20 protein-coding genes and 1 other annotated feature are annotated in these 21,101 nt (G+C 38.5%); of the genes, 5 read left to right on the top strand and 15 right to left on the bottom strand.

The features are described from left to right. Nucleotides 1–1,636 precede the first annotated feature (1,636 nt). The 12 genes from K357_RS0106170 to K357_RS08965 all read right to left on the bottom strand — a co-directional run bounded on the left by K357_RS0106170 (nt 1,637) and on the right by K357_RS08965 (nt 12,415). The gene (locus K357_RS0106170) at nt 1,637–3,052 is read right to left on the bottom strand and encodes an aspartate ammonia-lyase (RefSeq protein WP_028257925.1); all 1,416 of its coding nucleotides are present in this window, start codon (nt 3,050–3,052) and stop codon (nt 1,637–1,639) included. 913 nt (nt 3,053–3,965) lie between these two features. Continuing rightward, complete coding sequence (gene rplL / locus K357_RS0106165; protein ID WP_028257924.1) at nt 3,966–4,334, bottom strand: 50S ribosomal protein L7/L12; 369 nt, start codon at nt 4,332–4,334, stop codon at nt 3,966–3,968. A gap of 56 nt (nt 4,335–4,390) precedes the next feature. Continuing rightward, nucleotides 4,391–4,900, bottom strand: a complete 510-nt coding sequence (rplJ, locus tag K357_RS0106160; RefSeq protein WP_028257923.1) for a 50S ribosomal protein L10 — start codon at nt 4,898–4,900, stop codon at nt 4,391–4,393. 188 nt (nt 4,901–5,088) lie between these two features. Next, nucleotides 5,089–5,799: a 50S ribosomal protein L1 gene (rplA, locus tag K357_RS0106155; protein WP_028257922.1), complete on the bottom strand. Its 711-nt coding sequence runs from the start codon at nt 5,797–5,799 to the stop codon at nt 5,089–5,091. 74 nt (nt 5,800–5,873) lie between these two features. Further along, a complete protein-coding gene (gene rplK, locus K357_RS0106150) occupies nt 5,874–6,299 on the bottom strand; it encodes a 50S ribosomal protein L11 (RefSeq protein ID WP_028257921.1) in 426 nt (141 codons plus the stop codon). Between the two features lie 101 nt (nt 6,300–6,400). Then, nucleotides 6,401–6,937, bottom strand: a complete 537-nt coding sequence (nusG, locus tag K357_RS0106145) for a transcription termination/antitermination protein NusG (protein WP_028257920.1) — start codon at nt 6,935–6,937, stop codon at nt 6,401–6,403. Nucleotides 6,938–6,948: 11 nt separating this feature from the next. Beyond that, complete coding sequence (gene secE, locus K357_RS0106140) at nt 6,949–7,170, bottom strand: preprotein translocase subunit SecE (protein WP_028257919.1); 222 nt, start codon at nt 7,168–7,170, stop codon at nt 6,949–6,951. Nucleotides 7,171–7,214: 44 nt separating this feature from the next. Continuing rightward, nucleotides 7,215–7,364, bottom strand: a complete 150-nt coding sequence (gene rpmG, locus K357_RS0106135) for a 50S ribosomal protein L33 (RefSeq protein ID WP_028257918.1) — start codon at nt 7,362–7,364, stop codon at nt 7,215–7,217. 547 nt (nt 7,365–7,911) lie between these two features. Then, entirely contained in the window at nt 7,912–8,514 is a 603-nt protein-coding gene (locus K357_RS0106130; RefSeq protein ID WP_028257917.1) for a hypothetical protein, read from the bottom strand. 758 nt (nt 8,515–9,272) lie between these two features. After that, on the bottom strand, nt 9,273–9,941 hold the full coding sequence (locus K357_RS0106125; RefSeq protein ID WP_028257916.1) for an energy-coupling factor transporter transmembrane component T: 669 nt from the start codon (nt 9,939–9,941) through the stop codon (nt 9,273–9,275). A 13-nt stretch (nt 9,942–9,954) separates the two neighbouring features. Then, complete coding sequence (locus tag K357_RS08970; protein WP_081658417.1) at nt 9,955–10,860, bottom strand: energy-coupling factor ABC transporter ATP-binding protein; 906 nt, start codon at nt 10,858–10,860, stop codon at nt 9,955–9,957. After that, complete coding sequence (locus K357_RS08965) at nt 10,853–12,415, bottom strand: energy-coupling factor ABC transporter ATP-binding protein (protein WP_081658416.1); 1,563 nt, start codon at nt 12,413–12,415, stop codon at nt 10,853–10,855. Before K357_RS08965 ends, K357_RS08970 begins: the two co-directional genes overlap by 8 nt. Before the next feature lie 162 nt (nt 12,416–12,577). Further along, nucleotides 12,578–12,894, bottom strand: a binding site (T-box leader). Between the two features lie 361 nt (nt 12,895–13,255). Here K357_RS08965 and rbsK point away from each other — a divergent pair. The 5 genes from rbsK to rbsB all read left to right on the top strand — a co-directional run bounded on the left by rbsK (nt 13,256) and on the right by rbsB (nt 18,031). Continuing rightward, nucleotides 13,256–14,146 carry a ribokinase gene (gene rbsK, locus K357_RS0106110; protein ID WP_028257915.1) on the top strand — a complete coding sequence of 297 codons (891 nt, stop codon included), beginning with the start codon at nt 13,256–13,258 and terminating at the stop codon, nt 14,144–14,146. Nucleotides 14,147–14,196: 50 nt separating this feature from the next. After that, on the top strand, nt 14,197–14,610 hold the full coding sequence (gene rbsD / locus K357_RS0106105; protein WP_028257914.1) for a D-ribose pyranase: 414 nt from the start codon (nt 14,197–14,199) through the stop codon (nt 14,608–14,610). An 85-nt stretch (nt 14,611–14,695) separates the two neighbouring features. Beyond that, nucleotides 14,696–16,177 (top strand): sugar ABC transporter ATP-binding protein, encoded by a 1,482-nt coding sequence (locus K357_RS0106100; protein ID WP_028257913.1) that lies wholly within the window; start codon nt 14,696–14,698, stop codon nt 16,175–16,177. Nucleotide 16,178: 1 nt separating this feature from the next. Further along, nucleotides 16,179–17,114: an ABC transporter permease subunit gene (locus K357_RS0106095; RefSeq protein ID WP_028257912.1), complete on the top strand. Its 936-nt coding sequence runs from the start codon at nt 16,179–16,181 to the stop codon at nt 17,112–17,114. An 11-nt stretch (nt 17,115–17,125) separates the two neighbouring features. Next, on the top strand, nt 17,126–18,031 hold the full coding sequence (gene rbsB, locus K357_RS0106090; RefSeq protein ID WP_028257911.1) for a ribose ABC transporter substrate-binding protein RbsB: 906 nt from the start codon (nt 17,126–17,128) through the stop codon (nt 18,029–18,031). A 927-nt stretch (nt 18,032–18,958) separates the two neighbouring features. Here rbsB and rpsI read toward each other — a convergent pair. The 3 genes from rpsI to K357_RS0106075 form a co-directional block, all read right to left on the bottom strand. Next, entirely contained in the window at nt 18,959–19,351 is a 393-nt protein-coding gene (rpsI, locus tag K357_RS0106085) for a 30S ribosomal protein S9 (protein WP_028257910.1), read from the bottom strand. Between the two features lie 18 nt (nt 19,352–19,369). Continuing rightward, nucleotides 19,370–19,810: a 50S ribosomal protein L13 gene (gene rplM, locus K357_RS0106080; RefSeq protein WP_028257909.1), complete on the bottom strand. Its 441-nt coding sequence runs from the start codon at nt 19,808–19,810 to the stop codon at nt 19,370–19,372. A 143-nt stretch (nt 19,811–19,953) separates the two neighbouring features. Beyond that, nucleotides 19,954–20,853 carry a LysR family transcriptional regulator gene (locus K357_RS0106075; RefSeq protein WP_028257908.1) on the bottom strand — a complete coding sequence of 300 codons (900 nt, stop codon included), beginning with the start codon at nt 20,851–20,853 and terminating at the stop codon, nt 19,954–19,956. Nucleotides 20,854–21,101 lie beyond the last annotated feature (248 nt).

Below are 21,101 nucleotides of genomic sequence, written 5' to 3'. Positions count from 1 at the left end.
AGTAATGTTTACCTTATATTGTTCAGTTTTCAAAAATCTGTTGTCGCTATTTCTTCAACCGACGACTTGATTATCTTATCATTTTCAAGATGTCTTGTCAACAACTTTTTATGATTTTTCTTGCTCATCTAGTACCTATTCTCTAGAAGATCAAATTAAAACAGCTCATGCCTGAACTGTATTAGTATTGTATCCTATTGGACTATAAATTGCAAGAGGATTTTTTACATGACATTATCTATTTTTAATTATCTATTTTTAATTTTCTATACAATCACACAGTCTGATTCTTTTCTATTACCAATACTCCACGTATTTCCCCTCATTAGCACGAATACATATTTTACCAATATCATGCAGTAACGTGCCTTTTACTAGTACATCATGAGTATCCATATAACACCTCATCCATTTTGATTTCCTATGATTTTATCGTCTTACATAGCTTGATTATATAGCAATATATTTCTCTAAACAATAGGCATATGCATAAAACTTATAATTTTTATCACAAAATTATATAAGTATCATTTTCATGTCATATTGCTATCTTATTCCTAAAAGATACCCACCCTACATGTACCATACTAGATTACATCTATACCGTATCACACCATTATACATAAAAAAGAGTATAGGTACGTACGCTTCTCACCGTTCTTACATAATTATATACGCCCTATCGTCCATTAAAAATATAAAGAAGTATATACCACTCGTAACTGATTACAGATACTCTATCACAGTGTCAGAAACAATGTATATTTACCGATTTCTCCATTTCTTAGATAATTACATCCACTCTATCATGTATTCAAACGCAAAAGAGCATAGCAAGTAATGGATTACATCACTTCTTATATAAACCTAATTTACTTTATCATGACATCATAAACGCAGAACCTATGCGACTACTCTTATCACGCTTAGATAATTACATTCGCCTATCATGTATCCAAACGCAAAAAGCGTAACCCTTATATATACTAAGGGTTACGCTTTGCGTGTCGTTATAGTATTGTAGTCCTTTAGCTAAATATCTTGAATAAAAGGCACCATTCATCTACTATGCGTACCAGACTTACAAATAGATGCGCCTGTATCACATACATCTATTTCACAGAGTTTCCCAGTATAACTCTATTGAAATAAATAACAAATTTCATCACTTAGAGGACTTGTGAATCCATATCACTATGTATGATTTTCAAATGTCCCAGCATGACTTTGTCGAGAAGAATTGGAGATTCTCCATCTAGAGAATTTTAAATGACTATCACTATGATTATGATATCTTTCAATTACCTCAGCACGATTCCATTGAAAAATTATGAAATCCGCCATCTAGAGAACTTCCAAATGCGTATTCTATGATATAGTATCTTCCGATTGCCTCGCCATGATTCTATCGAAAGAAAATTCGCCACCTAGAATACTGTTAAATGCGTATTACTATAATTGCACTATCTTTCATGCTCGTCTATGCCAGATAGCATCGTTTCGCACATGGTAAAGTGCATATGCAAGTAACAACTGCATGCCATTTACCAATAAGTGCTTACTACCAGTAGGAAATTATGGATACAGAGGACTATTTTTTATCTCATTTCCTACGCCACTCCATGTAGCGTAAGTACTAATTACCTTTATGTTTTAAAATATCGGCCCCTGCAATACCAGGACGGGTCATTTCCGCAGGAGATAAAATATGATTCATTTCTTCTTCTGTTAATAACCCTTTTTCTAGAATAATTTCACGAATCGCACGTCCCGATTGATATGCTTCTTTTGCTAAAGCGGACGCATTTTCATAGCCCACATGCGGTAAAAGTGCCGTAACGATACCGACAGATTGTTCTAACCAATAAGCACACCGGTCACGATCCACTTCCAAATCAATTAGTAATTTATCCACGAATGTGTTCACCGCATTTTTTAAGTAACACATATTATTAAATAGATTATACGCAATGACCGGTTCCATAACATTTAATTCAAATTGGCCATTTTCCACGCCTAATGTGATGGTCAAATCATTGCCAATGCATTGGTAGCAAACTTGGTTTAGCACTTCGGCGATAACAGGATTAACTTTACCTGGCATAATGGAGCTGCCTGGTTGGCGAGCGGGTAATTTTAATTCTCCAATCCCACAACGCGGTCCCGATGCCATTAAGCGAAAATCATTCGCCATTTTAATGAGTACCAATGCAGTAACTTTCACCCCGCTAGAAATATCAGCAAATACATCGGTATTATTAGTAGCATCAATAAGATTATCGGCTGTATAAAATGGCACACCTACCACTTGTGTCAATTCATAGGCCACATCTTCAATATAGGAAGGTTCTGCATTTAAACCAGTGCCGACAGCTGTCGCCCCCATATTAATAATATGAGCTCCTTCCAAAGCAGAATTAATCCGCCGAATACCGCGATAAATACCAGACGCATAGGCCCCCATTTCTTGGCCCAATGTGATAGGCACTGCATCTTGCAAATGAGTACGACCCATTTTTAACACTTCTTTATATTCTTCCGCTTTCTTTTCTAATTCATCTACTAATCGCTGCAATGCTGCAATTAAAGGAACACTTTTTAAAATGGCACATACTTTGATGGCTGTCGGAAATGCATCATTAGTGGACTGTGCCATGTTCAAGTGATTGTTAGGGCTGATGATGTCGTAACTTCCTTTCGGATGTCCCAAAATTTCTAAGGCCCGATTCGTTAGCACTTCATTCATATTCATATTAATCGACGTACCCGCGCCACCTTGAATAGGATCTACTGGAAATTGATCGGCCAGCTTTCCTTGAATAACATCATTCGCCGCTTCCACAATCGCTTTACCAATGGTGGCATCTAGGCGACCTGTTTTCATATTTGCCATAGCACATGCTTTTTTTACCATGGCTAGGGATACAATGAAATCATGATCCAAATGTTTGCCCGTAATGTGAAAGTTTTCTAAGGCCCGTAATGTTTGCACCCCATAATACATATCATCTTGTAATTCTAATTCACCTAAAAAATCATGTTCTTTTCTCATAGTTTATCCATCTCCTCAATACGCATGCTATCACACATGACAATGTATATCCACATGCATAGATTGATACATAGTTGTTTTAATGTGTCATTTGTTCCACACTAAGGCAACATAAAATGCAACGAACATCTATCTTGTAACTAGCCATCAAGGTTGAATCAGATAGATACATGCCACTGCCATACACAACTTATAATAAGTACAATCTAACACATTACTCCTCCATCTACTAATATCATGTGCAAGTCACGCTTATACATCTAGGACTATGTAACGATAGTACACACCTCTTATACTTGTATCTTATATCAAATATACTTTGTATACAAGATACAAAAGGAATGAGTTTTAGAGTGTCCTATATAAAATTGATATGTATCTTCTGGTTTTTCTCATATTTTATCGTTGCTACTGAATTATATCATGCCTATACTCAATTTCATAATCATGCATTAAAATCATACTTATACCAACTCATCACCGTCCTAGTATTACCATAGTTAACACTACATACTAAAACTAATTATCTGCGTATTTATAATAGTGTAGCACACCGTTCATAAAAATAAACCATATAGATAGTTTAATTATTATTCGAGGCATTCACACTGCGTGAATTTCCTTATACGAACCATGAAAGTATACTACGCTACGAAGGGGCACTATCTGCACTTTTAGTATTGAGAAATCCCTTATATCAACCATAAAAGTATACTACGCTTATAGCGGCATCTTCGTATATCACGATGCAAGGCATTTCATTTCTACTCAGACGCATCCGCCATATCCTTATCATAGAATGTATCCAGAAGGTGAGTGGCTATACTTTTTATCATATCATGCAAAAAACCTCATGATGCAAGCATCATGAGGTTTCATATAGAGGAAGTTTCCTCTAGTATAGTAGATGAAATTATTTCAATTCTACAGAAGCACCAGCTTCTTCTAATTTAGCTTTTAACGCTTCAGCGTCAGCAGCAGGTACGCCTTCTTTCAATGGAGCAGGAGCACCATCAACGATAGCTTTAGCTTCTTTCAAGCCAAGACCAGTTACTTCACGAACTACTTTGATTACGCCGATTTTAGAAGCGCCAGCATCTTTCAAGATTACATCGAAAGAGTCTTTAGCAGCACCAGCATCAGCAGCGCCAGCAGCAGCTACAGCTACAGGAGCAGCAGCAGTTACGTTAAATTTTTCTTCGATAGCTTTTACAAGATCGTTAAGTTCTAAGATTGTTGCGTTTTCTAATTCAGCAACGATATTTTCAATGTTCAATGCCATTTTTATTTCCTCCATTACTAAGATTACATGCTATACATTATATTGCTAATCTCATATTATTCTGCAGCTTGTTCGCCATCTTGTGCGTCTGCAACTGCTTTAACAGCATATGCAACGTTGCGGATAGGCGCTTGCAATACAGAAAGCAACATGGAAAGCATACCATCGCGATTTGGTAATTTAGCGATAGCTTTAACTTCTTCAGTGCTTAATACAGCACCTTCAACCATACCAACTTTAATAGTAAGTGCTTCAGTTTTAGTATCGTCGATGAAGGTTTCGATGATACGAGCTGGAGCCACTGCGTCTTCTTTAGATGAAGCTAATGCAGTAGGACCTTCCAAATGTTCAGCGAACCCTTCAATGCCCAATTCGTTAACGGCAATGCGAGTCAAAGTATTTTTAATTACTTTGTATTCTACACCTTCCGCTAAGAATTTACGGCGAAGTTCAGTTGCTTGTGCCACTGTTAATCCAGAGTAACCGATCAACACAGCACCTTTGGCTTCAGAAAGAGTGTCTTTCATTTGAGCAACAATAACTTTTTTTTGTTCAGTGACAGCCATTAGAGTACCTCCTTATAGATTTTGGTGATGCTTCTATGTACTATCTTAGCTAAAAAGACCTCAGAATGTATACACAAACTGAGGTCTAATACCAGATTTATTTAATCTAGAGCCTCAGTAGGCGGATATGCATCCATTATAAATACCTACAGTCTACAGCTAAGAGACATATTCAATTATAGTAATGCTTAGGCTTCTTTAGATGCAACAGTTAATTTGAATACATTTAAAGGAACGCCAGGGCCCATGGTAGCAGACAATGTTACAGATTTAATATATTGTCCTTTCGCTGCTACTGGACGAGCTTTAGTAATAGTATCTACGATAACACGGTAGTTGTCAAGCAATTTTTCAGCATCGAAAGATGCTTTACCGATGGATGTAGAAACGATACCAGCTTTATCAGTACGGTATTCGATTTTACCAGCTTTGATTTCGTTAACAGCACGTGCTACGTCTGGAGTTACTGTACCAACTTTAGGATTTGGCATTAACCCTTTAGGACCTAACACTTTACCAAGACGACCAACTTGAGCCATCATATCAGGTGTAGCTACTACAACATCAAAGTCGAACCAACCGCCTTGAATTTTTGCTACTAATTCTTCGCTGCCTACATAATCTGCACCAGCTTCTTCAGCTTCTTTAATTTTATCGCCTTTTGCAAATACTAACACGCGTTTAGTTTTACCTGTACCATGTGGTAACACAACGGCGCCACGTACTTGTTGATCAGCGTATTTAGGATCGACGTTCAAATTGAAAGAAATTTCAATTGTTTCGTCAAATTTAGCAGTAGCAGTTTTCTTAACAAGCTCAATAGCTTCTACTGGTTCGTAGAATTTACCAACTTCGATAAGTTTTGCTGCTTCAGCATATTTCTTACCTACTTTTGCCATATTATTTCCTCCTTTGTGGTCTAACGGGATGTCCCTCCCACTGGTTCGAGCCAATTGCTCAAATCATACGCTGATTAATCAACGATTTCAATACCCATACTGCGAGCAGTACCTTCAACCATACGCATACCTTGTTCTACAGTGTTAGCGTTTAAGTCAGGCATTTTTAATTCAGCGATTTCGCGAACTTTGTCGCGACCAACTTTTGCTACTTTATCACGGTTAGGTACACCAGAACCCTTTTGGATGCCTGCTGCTTTTTTCAAAAGCACAGCAGCTGGTGGAGTCTTTGTGATAAAATCGAAGCTTCTATCTTCGTATACAGTGATTACAACTGGAATAATTAAACCAGCTTGTTTAGCAGTACGTTCGTTGAAATCTTTTACGAACGCCATGATGTTAACGCCTGCTTGACCTAATGCTGGGCCAATTGGTGGCGCTGGACTTGCTTTAGCTGCCTCACATTGTAATTTCACCTGTTTAATAATTTTTTTAGCCATGGTGATTACACCTCCTTGCGCTCAGAATGTGGTGGTAACGGATTAAACACCCTCCCACTGGCAAACACAATTGTCTGCCTTTTTAGAGTTATATATATATATTAAAGATAGGCCTCAACTTGAGAACTATCTACCTCTACCTCAGTATCTCGATTAAACATTTCCACATTCAGTGTCAATGTTCCCTTTTCTGCATTAATAGCAGTGATGACGCCTAAGCGATCTTCAAAGGCTCCAGATGTAATGCGTACAGTTTCACCGATTTCATAATCAGTTTCAACTAGTGGTTGCTTGTCAAGCCCTTGGGATTTAAGTATGTATTCAACTTCGGAATCAGAAAGTGGAACTGGTTTTGTAGTAGACCCTACAAAGCCTGTTACGCCCGGTGTATTTCTCACAATATACCAGGAGTTATCATTAACTTCCATTTCTATCAAAACATATCCTGGGAAGATTTTTCGTTTAACGGTTTTAGAAACGCCATCTTTTACTTCTACAACTTCTTCCACGGGAACAAGAATACGACTAATCACATCTTCTAGGCCCATTGATTGAACCTTTAATTCTAATGTGGTTTTTACTTTATTTTCGTAGCCTGAATAGGTATGGATAACATACCACTTTTTTTCTGTTTCCATGTAATGGCCTCCTATCCAACAAAGTGCATCAACATGTTAAAAAGTTGGGCAAAAATTGCATCAACTACACCAATCAAGGCCGCAATAAATACGGTTACGATAAAAACGACTATCGTATAGTTGATAAGCTCTTTTTTTGTTGGCCAGACTACTTTTCTTAGTTCAGCTTTTACGCCTCGGAAAAATTTACCAAACCCGCCGCGACGTTGCACTGTTGAGTTAGATCCTGCCATCGTTACCTCTCCTTAAATCAACAGGGTATTGAAATATATCAAAATTATTTTGTTTCACGATGTAACGTATGTTTACCACAGAATTTGCAATATTTCATCATTTCAATACGATCAGGGTTATTTTTTTTGTTCTTATTAGTTTGATAATTGCGTTGTTTACAATCTGTGCAAGCTAAAGTAACTGCATTACGCATCTGGACACACCTCGCTTTATAGTTATAGTAAGGAACTTTTTAAATTTCGCAGAGTAAAGAACTCATACATACCAATACACTCTATCATAGAAAGTATATCTTGTCAATATTTTTAAGCAACTCAAAAAGTCAGGCCTCGTTGTGCCTGACACGTTGTATTATACCAAAAGCAATAGGCGCATGTCTATAGTTCTAATGAAATACATCACCGTACCTTATGATTCCCAATCAACCAAGGCAAATACCTTATCCTTCATATGCTCTAGTTCCGAGTTAGGTACATATCCCTCTATAGTAGGATACTCTGCTGTAGACCATATTGAATTATGGGGCTTTGTTTTATACCTACATGAATACGTTTCTTTATAAGCGTGTAAGGGGCATACATTATGCCCCTTACACGCTATCACTACCATATACGAGGTACAACATTCCTAATACCACGCATAGATTTCTACATTAGTACCAATTAGTATTCTATAAGCGCCATATATCACCTATAATAAGAATATTCTTCCGTCAGTAAGAAATGCTATACCATCTGCTATTAATAATCCCAACCAAACAAATGGAATACTTTATCTTTCATCGCTTCTGCTTCAGAATAAGGTACATATTTCTGAGACCAACCATAACTATCATAACCCAAATATTGTCCACCATTACTATAGCCAGAATCCCTTAAACGGCCATCATAAATCAAATTGCCATGCACGTCATAATACAAGGATGACCATTCTTGTATTGAACCAACGGAAAACACGACTTTTTTCGTAACAGAACGAGTAATCACATCTGGTCGAACAGCACCGCCACTGGTCACCCCCAACCATTGTGACCCTAAAGGCGTATACACCCGAATAATCTGTGCTGTTACCGATCTTCCCTGTGCAACTCCACCCGCCCAAGCATTCTTTGTATCTAAATAGGTTGTATAGTATTTATTTGATCCAATTTCAATTAAACGTTCTTTGTGATACCCCAATGTGCGCGTTCCATCTGAATTTGTAGTACTGCTAGTTGCAGAAGAAGCAGTCGATGTCCACGCATCTAGCTTATCCAAAGTTTTGCTAAGCCAACTCGCATCGGCATTGCCACAAAGCGACGCCGTAAAGAGACCCACTAATGCTAAGGAAGCTATTTTTTTCATAGTCATACCCCTTTCATGAAATACTTCATTTTTCTTTCATAGTACAAAAGAACGTACCTCTTGTCAAACATAATTTCTACATCGTTTCTCACCGAGGTTCAGATAATTATACCCATTGTTAGGCTTATATTACCTGATTAACTAGGATAGTTGTATGATAACGTCTTAGAAAGGAGTGTTGCCGCTATGACTAGCAACTAGCATATTATGTAGTCATAGTTTTATATAGCTATTATATGATTATATTTTATATGCCATATCTGTTACACACCATATCACCACATTGCGTATTCTTGTTATATTTCCCTCCACCACATCGTACATGATGTGACAGATAGGCTCTTTGTTATATAAAACGATCTTTTCACATCGCATATGATGCAAATAATTAAATTGACGTCACGTTCTAGCAAGTCGCTTTACTCTCACACCCCATATGAACAAATAACACACATCATCATGCATAGGTAACCATACGATCATACATGGCTAACCATACTCTAATCATATCCCCTATGATGTAACAAATAGCAACAGATGTAGCAGATAGCAAGAAAGGTACATATGACTTTCCATAGACTCCATACCATCAGTCCATGTCAAAATCCTATGTACCTAATCTACTATATACTATAAAAAATATAACTTTTACATATTCTATTATGTTATTATATGTTCTATTTTATATATCCTATTTTATTATCACCTATTGTAAAAGCCTGCTATATCCCTTTATTGAAAATCTTCCTACACTAGAACTAACGATACAGACATACGGCGATGGTAAGAATAACTAATAGAGCAATCACCACATAATCAGCGGCGCGTAATCCTACAGTTGCTGCAAAGCTATGTTCTTTACCCCCAAAGCCACGTAATTCTAAACTGAGTGCCATGGTTTCTGAGCGGCCTAACGATTTCAACATAAGGGGTTGAATCACCGACATATACGACTGTATGCGTTTAAAGATATTTCCCTCTGTGGACATGCCGCGGCACGATTGTGCCTCTTGTACGGCGTGACTTTCAGCAATGAAATCAGGCACAAACCGAAGCGCCGCCGTAAACATAAATGCATATTCGTAAGGTATTTTACATTGTGTCACTAGGGACGCTGTTAAGTCTTGTAGTTTTGTAGTCGCCAATAGCATGATAAATACCATGGTCATGCATAACATTCTAAGTCCTGCCACTAAAGCAGATTCCACCGATCCGCTACCAATGTATTGCACTAATCCTAAGAACGCCGCGAAACAAACAAGGGCAACGACCGCTTTTATTTGTTTTACCAACAACCCTGTTACTAACAATATGCATAATTCTAGGCCTAGCAATCCACATAATTGTAGAGATGTATGAAAGGCAATGGCCCATGCGGAAAACACCAAGGTAAGTATAATTTTTGTAAGTGGAACTAATTTCGACATAAGACACACCTCCCTATTCTTCTACCGATTCTGCAGTGCACAAGTGATTATCCATCACACCATCATTCTTTACCGTTTCTATATCGTCACCATATACGCCACGAGGAACGTGGTGCTTTTCTAAGTATGCAATCAACCGTTTTTGAAAGTCTTCCATGGACTTACAATAGCCGAGACCGGGTATCATTTCTGCTAATTCTACGCAAGGCGGTTTCGTCAATCCCAACTCATGGAGATGATCGCAAGTCGTAAACAATTCTTCTGGTGTCCCGTCAAAGGCTTTCGTGCCGTTTCCCATAATAATGGCACGCGTGCACGCAGAGGCCATAATCTCCATATCGTGTGTAATGAGTAATATGGTCAATCCTTGTTCATGTAAATCAGCGAGTAATGCCAACAAATCCTTAGTTTCTTTTCCATCTTGTCCACTAGTAGGTTCATCGAGAATTAAAATTTTTGATTCCATCGCCAATGCGGAAGCAATCGCCACTCGTTGTTTTTCACCCCGTCGTAATGTAAGTGGATAGGCGTCTTTCAAATGGCTAATCCCCGTGCGAGCTAAGGCATCATCTACCATCTTCGCCACTTTTTCTTTGGAAAACCCCAAGGTTTCTGGCCCGTACGCCACTTCCGCTGCTACCGTATTGCGGAACATTTGCCGGTCTGGTTGTTGGAACACGTAGCCAATAAATCTACCGCGCGCCGATGCAGGCATGGCTGTAATATCGACGCCTTCATACATGATAGTCCCTTCTGTTGGTCGTTCTAACCCCACCAATAAACGAGTTAAAGTTGTTTTACCACATCCATTACGGCCACCGATAGCAATAAATTCGCCCGCTTCGATAGTTAAGGATACATCATGAAAAATATCAACTGTTGGCACATAGCCAAAGCGTAAGTTGCTAACCTTAAGCATGTGCCTCACCCCTTTCACACTGTTTCATTGCCTCTGTGGCGCCAACGCCACTTTCATCACATTCATCTTGATTTTCTATCACGCCTACCACATCGAATAAGGATTGTTTCGCGCTGTCCAAGCGTAACCAAGCATCTCCAAGGGTATAGCCCGCTTCAATCAATGCCATATAGGTAGCAAATACAGTTGGCAATGCATCTGTATAGATATGATGTGTATACATATAGGTTAACGTAGACTGCACGGTATCATCACTCTTCACTTGACCATCTACCAATAACACCATGCGATTAGCATACGGCAATACAGCATGTAGATCATGATCAATGACCACAACGGTAATACCGTATTCTTGATTTAATCGTCCTACTAATCGATATAATTCTACCGTCCCATCTGGGTCCAGTGAGCTAGTCGGTTCGTCCAACACCAAGATGGACGGATTGGTAGCCAACACGGAGGCGATTGCCAATCGTTGTCGTTGTCCGCCGGACAAACTAGTTACTTTTCTATCTTCCATACCTTCTAGACCAACTTGATGGAATACTTCTCTGCAACGCTTTGCAATCGCTTCTCTTGAATATCCTCTATTTTCCATGGCGAATGATACTTCTTCTTGTACCGTCATAGTTACCAATTGTGTATCATAATCTGCTAACACGACGCCAATGTGGGTAGCCAATTCAGGAATTTCTAGTTGTGTTGTCGCCTTGCCATCCACAAATACCATACCTTCCATTCGGCCTCCATAGAATTTAGGAACCGCCCCAATCATGGCCATGCACAATGTAGATTTACCACACCCAGCAGGTCCAGTAATCACTAAAAAGTCACCTTCATGTACCGTCAAGTTTACATCACGTAAACTAGGTGTCTGTGAGCGACCGTAGTAATATGTCAAATGTTCCACAGAAATTTTTCCATCTCTTGCTGGTTTTAATTCGTACTTACTATGGTCCGAGGTAATCTCCCCATTGTCAGGTAAAAAGCCTCGTGTAGCAAATAATTTCTTGGCTGGCAAATAGAGTACAGGTGTTACTATTGCATTCAATGCAGCAACTACAACAACTAGAGGTAACATGCCTTTAAGATATACATTGACAGGCATGCCCAACACAAGAAATAGACAGGTAACGAAAATACCACCAGACATAACAGTAGCAATAAAGCCTGTTAATAATGGTGCTATGTCAAATCTACCAATCGTTACCGCTTTCATACGGTAGAGGAGATTCATCACAAAAGCGCAGGATAAGGCCCCCACTGGTTCACTCAACAAATTAGCATAGGGCAATCCCGATTTCGATGTCATCACATTAATCAATGCGGCTACCAAGCCAATTCCTAAGGTTTGTTTGTAACTAGGTCTTGTCAATAATATGGCAACACAATAGGTAGCAATAGTCCAGTTAGGTGTTACCCCCGCCACGCTAGGACTGACTAAGTGCAAAATCGTACCTAATGCTAATAGCAGTGTGCTCACAGTCACCCATCTAAATTGTCCCCCTTGCACATGCGTATAGACTAATTTAGATACATCTGTAATTTTCTCCATCTGTACAACCTCCTTTAAGGATTACCAATTGTATCGCCCTAGTCGTTTTCTAATGCTTTCACCTGTTCTAAAAGAACTAAGAAAACAATATAAGACTAGGTCACATACATGCCAATTAATAATTTCGGAAAGAAGGCACAAAAAAAGCCCTCGTTCCTCTAGAAAAGGGACGAAGGTTACTCCGCGGTGCCACCCTAATTAATCATATATGATTCGGCTTATTCATACAGTCATAATGTGTATCACAGTATAGAAAAACGCTTGCATTCTAATCAAGTCATTCGTCCATACACGCGTACATTCACACCACAACGATATGTTCTCAATAATAACGGTCTGAGTTGACCGGTAACGCCTAGCTATCTAGTTCGGATTACGCCTCATAGGCCCATTCCCTACGCATCTAGTATTAGTCTTTCACTATCACTAACTCGCTGACACTGATCATCATAGGTACTCTTCCTATTCATCGGTACTTTATGTATAACTTATAATACGTCTATTATAACGATACAATCGTTCATCGTCAATGCAAAATCTAAAAGGGTCTAAATAAGTCCCATTAAGGCGTATAGTGAACCTCTGTACGCGCTGACGCGTGTATCCAATGTATACCCCTATACGTATGAATGTAACAAGTACCGTATTTATCTAGTTTTTTTAATAATCCTATGCACATATATACAATTCATGATATAATTTCACCTCTACAAAAAGAGAAACATCTTATAAATACCGTATAATATATACACAATATATCACCATAATAAGGTTTTCACTATCCATGAAATAGTATATACTTAGTTAGTAAAAAGTACACAATAGAGGAGTTTTTAATATATGAATAACATTGTAGTCATAGGCAGTTGCAATCTGGATATTACGGTACTAGCCAATAAACGGCCCGTCGCAGGAGAAACTATTCTTGGAACGGGACTCAACATGTCCCCTGGAGGAAAAGGTGCTAATCAAGCGGTAGCGGCCGCCAAGCTAGGTGCACAAGTCACCATGGTTGGTTGCATTGGTAATGATGCCTATGGAGATATTTTTGAAAAAACCTTCGCTAATTACGGTATTAATACGGACTATTTAATTCGTTTAGATGATGTAACCACTGGTACAGCACATATTACATTGGCAGAAGGTGACAACAGTATCATTGTCATAATGGGAGCTAATGCCCATGTAGATGCCACCGCTATCGATCACGCTTGGGATGCCATAAAAGAGGCCGATTTAGTACTCGTTCAAAATGAAATCCCCCTATCCACCATTGGCTATATCGCCAATCGTTGCCAGAAAGAACAGATTCCACTCCTCATCAATCCCGCACCGGCTGGCGATTTAAAACCGGAGTGGTTAGCTGCTGCTACATATATAACACCTAACGAACATGAACTCGCTTCACTATATCCACATATGTCGACAGAAGAAGTGTTATTACACAATGAAGAAAAGATAATCGTCACATTAGGAAAAGAAGGTGTTTCTTATGCCAAGGATGGACATATTAAAACGATTCCCGCCTTTGTTATGGACCCCGTCGATACAACTGGTGCTGGCGATACCTTTAACGGTGCCTTTGCTACCGCCATCGTAAATGGTAAGTCTCTAGAAGAGGCATTACGATTTGGCAATGCGGCTGCCGCTTTATCAATCACACGATTAGGGGCACAAGGTGGTATGCCAACGAGGGATGAGGTAATGTTCCTAGTAACCACTAAAGAATAATCTGTAAGTAAGATATATCGTATTACGTACCCATAGAAAGGATGACTCCTATGCAAAAAGGTGGTATATTAAATAGCCATATTGCTAAGATATTAGCAGATTTAGGTCATACGGATACAATTTGTATTGCCGACTGTGGTCTTCCCGTTCCAGCAGAGGTTCCCAAAATTGACTTGGCCCTAACCTTTGGCGTACCTAGTTTCGAAGATGTGCTTCGCCTACTGCAACAACACATGCAAGTAGAAGCAATTCATATAGCCGAGCCAATGGGCACACAAAATCCTCACAACTATAAGGTGGTACAGGAATTATATCCTCAAAATCGATATGAGTGGATTACCACAAGTCATGAAGCATTGAAAGAGGCTACTCGCTCTTGTAAATGCATTATTCGTACGGGAGAGATTACCCCCTATGCGAATATCATTCTACATGCTGATTGTATTTTTAATGATGAACGATAGGTATCATTAAAGGCAGTATCTTTACTAGCCTTTCACATAAGACGCGATGCGTTTTATAATCCCCCACAGATAGGAGTTTTATATAATGGAAATCATCATGTCTGGTATTGCCAAAGCCTTTGGCACGAATCAGGTATTGAAAAATGTAAACATCACCCTACGAGCTGGCGAAGTACATGCTCTTATGGGAGAAAATGGTGCCGGAAAATCCACACTGATGAATATTCTTGCCGGCATTCACACCAAAGATGCCGGCACGATTACGGTAGATGGCGTAGACACCGTATATCACAGTGCCATCGATGCGGAAAAACATGGCATTGCTTTTATTCACCAAGAATTAAATATTTGGCCTAACTTAACGTTGCTAGAAAATTTATACCTTATGCGACCTAAGAAAAACAAACTAGGTATGCTCGATAAAAAAGCTATGTTGGAAGAAGCACAAGCCAAATGTGAAGAGTTACATATTACTCTCCCCCTAGAAAAAGAGGCTGGTACTTGCTCTGTAGGGCAACAACAAATGACGGAAATTCTCCGTATTCTCATGCTCGATGCAAAGGTGGTAATCATGGACGAACCCACCGCGGCCCTAACAGAACGAGAAACCAATACCCTATTTCGTATGATGCGCCAATTAAAACAACAAGGCGTGGCTATCGTCTATATTTCTCACCGTATGGAAGAAGTATTTAATGAATGCGACACCATCACGATTATGCGTGATGGCCATACGATTACCTCCTGTCCAATCGGTGATATTACGGTAGATGAAGTGGTAAAAGATATGGTAGGTCGTTCTATCAATGAATTTTATCCAGATCGCACCACTACGCCCCAAGAAGTTGTATTAGAAGTAAAAGACTTACAACCGAAAGGTCCTTTCAAGCCGATTAGTTTTACTCTTCGCAAAGGAGAAATTTTAGGTGTTGCTGGCCTTATGGGCGCGGGCCGTACAGAAATCATGCGTGCCATCTTTGGTATTGACGGTCACAATGGAGGATCCATCGTATTACATGGTGAACCACTGCATATCAAAAAACCAGAAGACGCCATCAAAGCTGGCATTGCTTTCATTACGGAAGACCGTAAAGAAGAGGGATTAATACTAGATTTCTCTATTGGATCTAATATTACACTGCCTAATTTACCCCATTTATGTCCTAGTCGCGTGATGCACAAAAATAAATTAACGGAATTTGCTGATACCCTCGCTAAAAAGCTAGGTGTTAAAACACAATCGGTTCATTTACCCGCCTCCTCATTATCTGGCGGCAATCAACAAAAAGTAGTCATCGCTAAATGGATTGGTCTTTCTCCGGATATTATTATTATGGATGAACCAACTCGTGGTATCGATATTGGTGCGAAACGCGATATTTATGATCTCATGAATGAACTTACCAACGATGGCGTATCCATCATCATGGTATCTTCGGAGTTACCCGAGGTACTTGGCATGAGTGATCGCATCATGGTTGTCCATGAAGGTGCTGTAGCCGGTATACTATCCCGCGAACAAGCCACATCTGAATCGATTATGTCACTAGCTACAGGAGGAGAGTAATATGAACACGAAAGCTATTGAAACCATAAAAAAACTAGGACCTCTCATCGGTCTTATCATCTTATTTATTATTATTTCTACATTAAATTCTAGTTTTTTAGAAATTTCTAACTTAAAAAATTTACTGCGCCAAGTATCGATTAATGCCATTATCGCCTTTGGCATGACCTTTGTTATTCTCACTGGTGGCATTGATTTATCAGTAGGTTCCATACTCGCTCTATCCAGTGCTATTATGGCAAACTTTATCGTAGGCAGCATGAATCCAGAAATAGCCATTGTCGTATCGGCTATATTTGGTCTTATTTTGGGCAGTATCAATGGTATTGTCATTACCTTTGGTCGCGTAGCTCCTTTCATCGCCACCTTGGCAACAATGACAATCTATCGTGGGGCTACCCTCGTATTTACTAACGGCAATCCTATTTCTGGTTTAACTACCGATAGTGCCTTTCATGCATTTGGTCAAGGTAATTTGTTGGAAATTCCAATTCCAGCCATCACCATGTTTCTATCTTTCTTGATTCTTTGGTTCGTCCTTTCTAAAACCTCCTTTGGGCGTAAAACTTACGCCGTTGGTGGTTCTGAAAAAGTTAGTTTTATTGCGGGTATTAAAATTAATCGCATTAAAATTGTAGCCTATGCATTGACTGGTATGCTCTGTGCCATTGCCGGTGCCATCATCACATCTCGTTTAAATTCTGCTCAGCCAACTGCTGGTACAGGATATGAGTTAGATGCGATCGCCGCCGTCGTTCTTGGTGGCACAAGTCTATCTGGCGGTAAAGGCCACATTGTAGGCACATTAATTGGTGCGCTTATCATCGGCACATTAAATAATGGCTTAAATATTTTAGATGTATCTAGTTTCTATCAACAAGTTGTAAAAGGTATCGTCATCTTACTTGCTGTTCTTGTGGATCGCAAAAAAGCGTAGGAGGTTTATCCATGAAAAAAATATTTGCACTAGTAGCGATAGCTGTTACCGTTATCGCATTGGTAGCTGGTTGTGGCTCCAATAATAATGCTGGTAGTAATGACAAAAAAAGTGCTACTATCGGCGTATCTATCTCAACATTAAATAACCCATTCTTCGTATCTATAAAAAAAGGTATTGAAGATCAAGCTAATAAGATGGGGCTAAAAGTTAAAATCGTAGATGCTCAAAACGACCCTGCCAAACAGGCGAATGACATTTCTGATTTATTAGAAAGTAATGTATCATTGTTAATTATCAATCCTGTTGACTCTGCTGCTATCTCTACGTCTGTAGAATTAGCCAACAACAAAAAAATTCCAGTAATTACCTTAGACCGTTCTGCCGATCAAGGTACTGTGGTAACTCACATTGCTTCTGATAATAAAAAAGGTGGAGAAATGGCTGCTCAATTAATTGCACAAGCACTTGGAGAAAAAGCCAAAGTTATCGAACTTGAAGGTGTTCCTGGTGCTTCTGCTACACGTGAACGTGGCGAAGGTTTCCACGCATTTGCAGATCAACATTTAACAGTATTAGGAAAACAATCTGCTGATTTTGATCGCACTAAAGGCTTAAACGTTGCTACTAATATGTTGCAAGCTAACCCAGATGTACAAGCTATCTTTGCACAAAATGATGAAATGGCATTAGGTGCTATTGAAGCTGCTAAATCAGCTAACAAACAACTTTTCATCGTAGGCTTTGACGGTACACAAGATGGCCAAACTGCTGTTGACAACGGTTCCCTCAGTGCTACTATTGCACAGCAACCTGAAATGATGGGACAAATTGCTATTGCTACTGCCGCTAAAATTATAGCTGGCGAACAAGTAGAAGCTAAAATTCCTGTAGATTTAAAAGTAATAAAAAAATAAATATGTACCTGACGACACCATTTACAACTTGATGTGAAATATAATAAGGCATCTCATGATTATTCATGAGATGCCTTATTTACTACGTCTTGTAATAAAATTATGTATTTGTATATGGCGATATACAAAGTCAAGAAAAAGGAGCATAAAGCGTAAAAATAGCCTACAAAGTTGTAGACTATTAGCGTTATAAAGGTTGTGTAACTACTTTACCAGAGCATGGTCTTCATTTCAGTCCTTGTAATCGATTTGTAACAGCAACGATATAGGCAGTATATAAAGTTTCCTATAAGAAAGGTCCACATTATATATTCAAAGTTTTGAAGTATAACTGAGGATAATCCTAATAGAGCCAATATGCACAAAACTATAAAAAGTACAACGAAAAAATAAAATGTAGTTAGGGCGTACGTTCCTAGGAACAAAAGTCCTATAGTAGTTACATAACCTAGAATACGCATCGTACGTAATAGAAATTGTTGCCACATAAAAATCCCACATCTTTTTAATACTTCAATTATCACTTGTCTTACCAAAATCTAACACGTATTATTTACTGTTACACCTACATAAAAAACTATAGATGTAGTTTTCAATAATTATAGCCATAATATCTATTTATCTAGCAAAGTTGATACCTTTCTTAAAATCCAACGGTTAATCTTTCGATCTTATACAGATACTATTGAGTATTCTTAAGAAATAAAAAACAACATTTAAACGGCTGTTATCTTATGTCTATTACAACGATTGTTTATAAAATCACATCCCATTGCAATCACCATAATTATAGACCATACTAACATAGAGAATGTAGCTTTATTTCTACTATGTCCATAGGAGATACCATCTCAACAACGATAGCATAGTAAACGCAAGAAAACCCAGTAACCAAAAAGGTTACTGGGTTTTTGTAAAACGCTACTATTAACGTTTTGAGAACTGAGATGCTTTACGGGCTTTTTTAAGACCGTATTTTTTACGTTCTTTCATACGTGGGTCACGAGTCAAGAAGCCAGCTTTTTTCAAAGCTTGACGTAAATCGCCATCAACAGCTAATAAAGCACGAGAAATGCCGTGACGAACTGCACCAGCTTGGCCAGAAGGACCGCCACCAGCTACAGATGCGATAACATCATATTGTTCAACTGTGCCAGTTAAATTCAATGGTTGTTTTACGATTAATTCTAATGTTTGACGACCAAAGTATTCAGCTAAGCCACGATTATTAATAGTAATATTACCTGTGCCCGGTACTAGACGCACTCTAGCAACGGAAGATTTTCTACGGCCTGTGCCGTAATATTGTGCTACTGCCATTTATATGCCTCCTCCGAATTATCTAACGTCTATTTCCAAAACTTCAGGTTTTTGAGCTGCATGCGGATGCTCAGCACCTGCATATACGTTTAATTTACGATACATTTGAGCACCTAATTTATTTTTAGGTAACATGCCTTTTACTGCAATTTCTACAACGCGTTCAGGTTGTTTTGCCAACATATCAGCAACTGGGATGAAACGAGTGCCACCCACATAACCAGAATGACGGAAATAAGTTTTTTGCAATAATTTTTTACCTGTTAAACGAATTTTTTCTGCATTAATAACAATTACATAATCACCTGTATCTACATGTGGTGTAAATGTTGGTTTATGTTTGCCCCGAAGAACTTTAGCTACTTCGGCAGCAAGGCGTCCTAAAGTTTTACCTTCAGCGTCAACAACATACCATTTGCGTTCAATTGTGCTCGCATTGGCCATAAATGTAGTTTTCATGCTGCTTTTCCTCCTAAATTACGACTAAATCTACCAAAAAGCTACCTATCTGCTTCCGGGGCTAATGGAAACTAGATAAAAGCTTACTCAGAAAATTATACAGACTTTTACAGATAATGTCAACATATCAAAGGGTATTAATTCTACCCTAACGTTTGCCGTGTTACATGTTCCATGAAAATTTTCATAGTTTCCCATTTGGAGTTACCTTTACGATATACAAAGCATACTTGCAAATTTAGCGGTTTTTGTAACTCGTAGTATCCCTCAGTAATTCCTAATTCAGTTAAGAATCGTTTAGACACCATAGCACCGGCTTTATTCTTCTTACAATAATCTACCATCGCATATGGGTTGGATAAGCGACTGCCATGTGGTTTATCATGTTGCGACACTTCGGAGAAATAGCTTCTCATCGCACGACTCATAAAGTATTTAGGCGGATAGGCTACTAAAGGCGATTCCACAATTTGACGAATCGTTACTTTTTGATCTGCCGGTAAATTAGTTATCAATGGCGCGTAATAGACGATATTATCATCACGAAGAGCTACACTTTCATACATGCTCATATCTTTATTATTTGGCAAATATACAAAACCAATATCGATGCGATTTTCACGAAGATCCAAGAGCATTTCTTCTTCTTCCATATCAAACACGCTAATTGAAAAGTCTGGATTGTCCCCTGAAAAATGTGCCACAAAAGAATTCAAGCGAATATCACCCATACTACGCAATATACCTACATTGAGTACAGGTCGTTCTAGTTTACTCGATAAACGAATCGTATGTACTGCCCGTTCTAAACTTTCAATAATATGTTCTGCTTCTGGTAAAAAACGTTCGCCTTCTTGTGTTAAGCAACTACCTCTTGTGGAACGAGCAATTAATTTTACGCCTACCAATCGTTCTAATTTTTTCATCTGTGCACTAAATGCAGATTGTGTAATATTCATAGATTGGGCCGCTAATGTGAAATTCCCCATTTTATTGTAGGCTATAAAGCTTTGTAATTCCTGTAGAGTTGGTAGTTCTTTCATGTTGAAACCGCTCCTTATTCGAACTTAATCAATTTATTTTATAAATCAACTATGATTTCTATTTTAACGGTTCTATTATAGCATATTTTAAAATTTTTCATACTGTTTTTTAGTATTAATTATCTTAATATATGCTATTAAATAGGTTCTAAAAATTTCTATAATTGGCATACATGAATTGCAATAAGCCACATCGTTGTAATTTATATAAGCCCTCTTTCTGTCATCATAGCTATCACCATATATGA

This window comes from Veillonella montpellierensis DSM 17217 (genome assembly GCF_000426745.1).
GTDB classification, from domain to species: Bacteria; Bacillota; Negativicutes; order Veillonellales; family Veillonellaceae; genus Veillonella; species Veillonella montpellierensis.
Note: the sequence above shows the minus strand (reverse complement) of the source record. Positions and strands in the feature narration are given on the sequence as shown.

Bases quoted from the DNA above. Each gene is read 5' to 3' on its own strand.
- K357_RS0106170 (WP_028257925.1), bottom strand. From the start codon at position 3,052: ATGAGAAAAGAACATGATTTTTTAGGTGAATTAGAATTACAAGATGAT.
- rplL (WP_028257924.1), bottom strand. From the start codon at position 4,334: ATGGCATTGAACATTGAAAATATCGTTGCTGAATTAGAAAACGCAACA.
- rplJ (WP_028257923.1), bottom strand. From the start codon at position 4,900: ATGGCTGTCACTGAACAAAAAAAAGTTATTGTTGCTCAAATGAAAGAC.
- rplA (WP_028257922.1), bottom strand. From the start codon at position 5,799: ATGGCAAAAGTAGGTAAGAAATATGCTGAAGCAGCAAAACTTATCGAA.
- rplK (WP_028257921.1), bottom strand. From the start codon at position 6,299: ATGGCTAAAAAAATTATTAAACAGGTGAAATTACAATGTGAGGCAGCT.
- nusG (WP_028257920.1), bottom strand. From the start codon at position 6,937: ATGGAAACAGAAAAAAAGTGGTATGTTATCCATACCTATTCAGGCTAC.
- secE (WP_028257919.1), bottom strand. From the start codon at position 7,170: ATGGCAGGATCTAACTCAACAGTGCAACGTCGCGGCGGGTTTGGTAAA.
- rpmG (WP_028257918.1), bottom strand. From the start codon at position 7,364: ATGCGTAATGCAGTTACTTTAGCTTGCACAGATTGTAAACAACGCAAT.
- K357_RS0106130 (WP_028257917.1), bottom strand. From the start codon at position 8,514: ATGAAAAAAATAGCTTCCTTAGCATTAGTGGGTCTCTTTACGGCGTCG.
- K357_RS0106125 (WP_028257916.1), bottom strand. From the start codon at position 9,941: ATGTCGAAATTAGTTCCACTTACAAAAATTATACTTACCTTGGTGTTT.
- K357_RS08970 (WP_081658417.1), bottom strand. From the start codon at position 10,860: ATGCTTAAGGTTAGCAACTTACGCTTTGGCTATGTGCCAACAGTTGAT.
- K357_RS08965 (WP_081658416.1), bottom strand. From the start codon at position 12,415: ATGGAGAAAATTACAGATGTATCTAAATTAGTCTATACGCATGTGCAA.
- rbsK (WP_028257915.1), top strand. From the start codon at position 13,256: ATGAATAACATTGTAGTCATAGGCAGTTGCAATCTGGATATTACGGTA.
- rbsD (WP_028257914.1), top strand. From the start codon at position 14,197: ATGCAAAAAGGTGGTATATTAAATAGCCATATTGCTAAGATATTAGCA.
- K357_RS0106100 (WP_028257913.1), top strand. From the start codon at position 14,696: ATGGAAATCATCATGTCTGGTATTGCCAAAGCCTTTGGCACGAATCAG.
- K357_RS0106095 (WP_028257912.1), top strand. From the start codon at position 16,179: ATGAACACGAAAGCTATTGAAACCATAAAAAAACTAGGACCTCTCATC.
- rbsB (WP_028257911.1), top strand. From the start codon at position 17,126: ATGAAAAAAATATTTGCACTAGTAGCGATAGCTGTTACCGTTATCGCA.
- rpsI (WP_028257910.1), bottom strand. From the start codon at position 19,351: ATGGCAGTAGCACAATATTACGGCACAGGCCGTAGAAAATCTTCCGTT.
- rplM (WP_028257909.1), bottom strand. From the start codon at position 19,810: ATGAAAACTACATTTATGGCCAATGCGAGCACAATTGAACGCAAATGG.
- K357_RS0106075 (WP_028257908.1), bottom strand. From the start codon at position 20,853: ATGAAAGAACTACCAACTCTACAGGAATTACAAAGCTTTATAGCCTAC.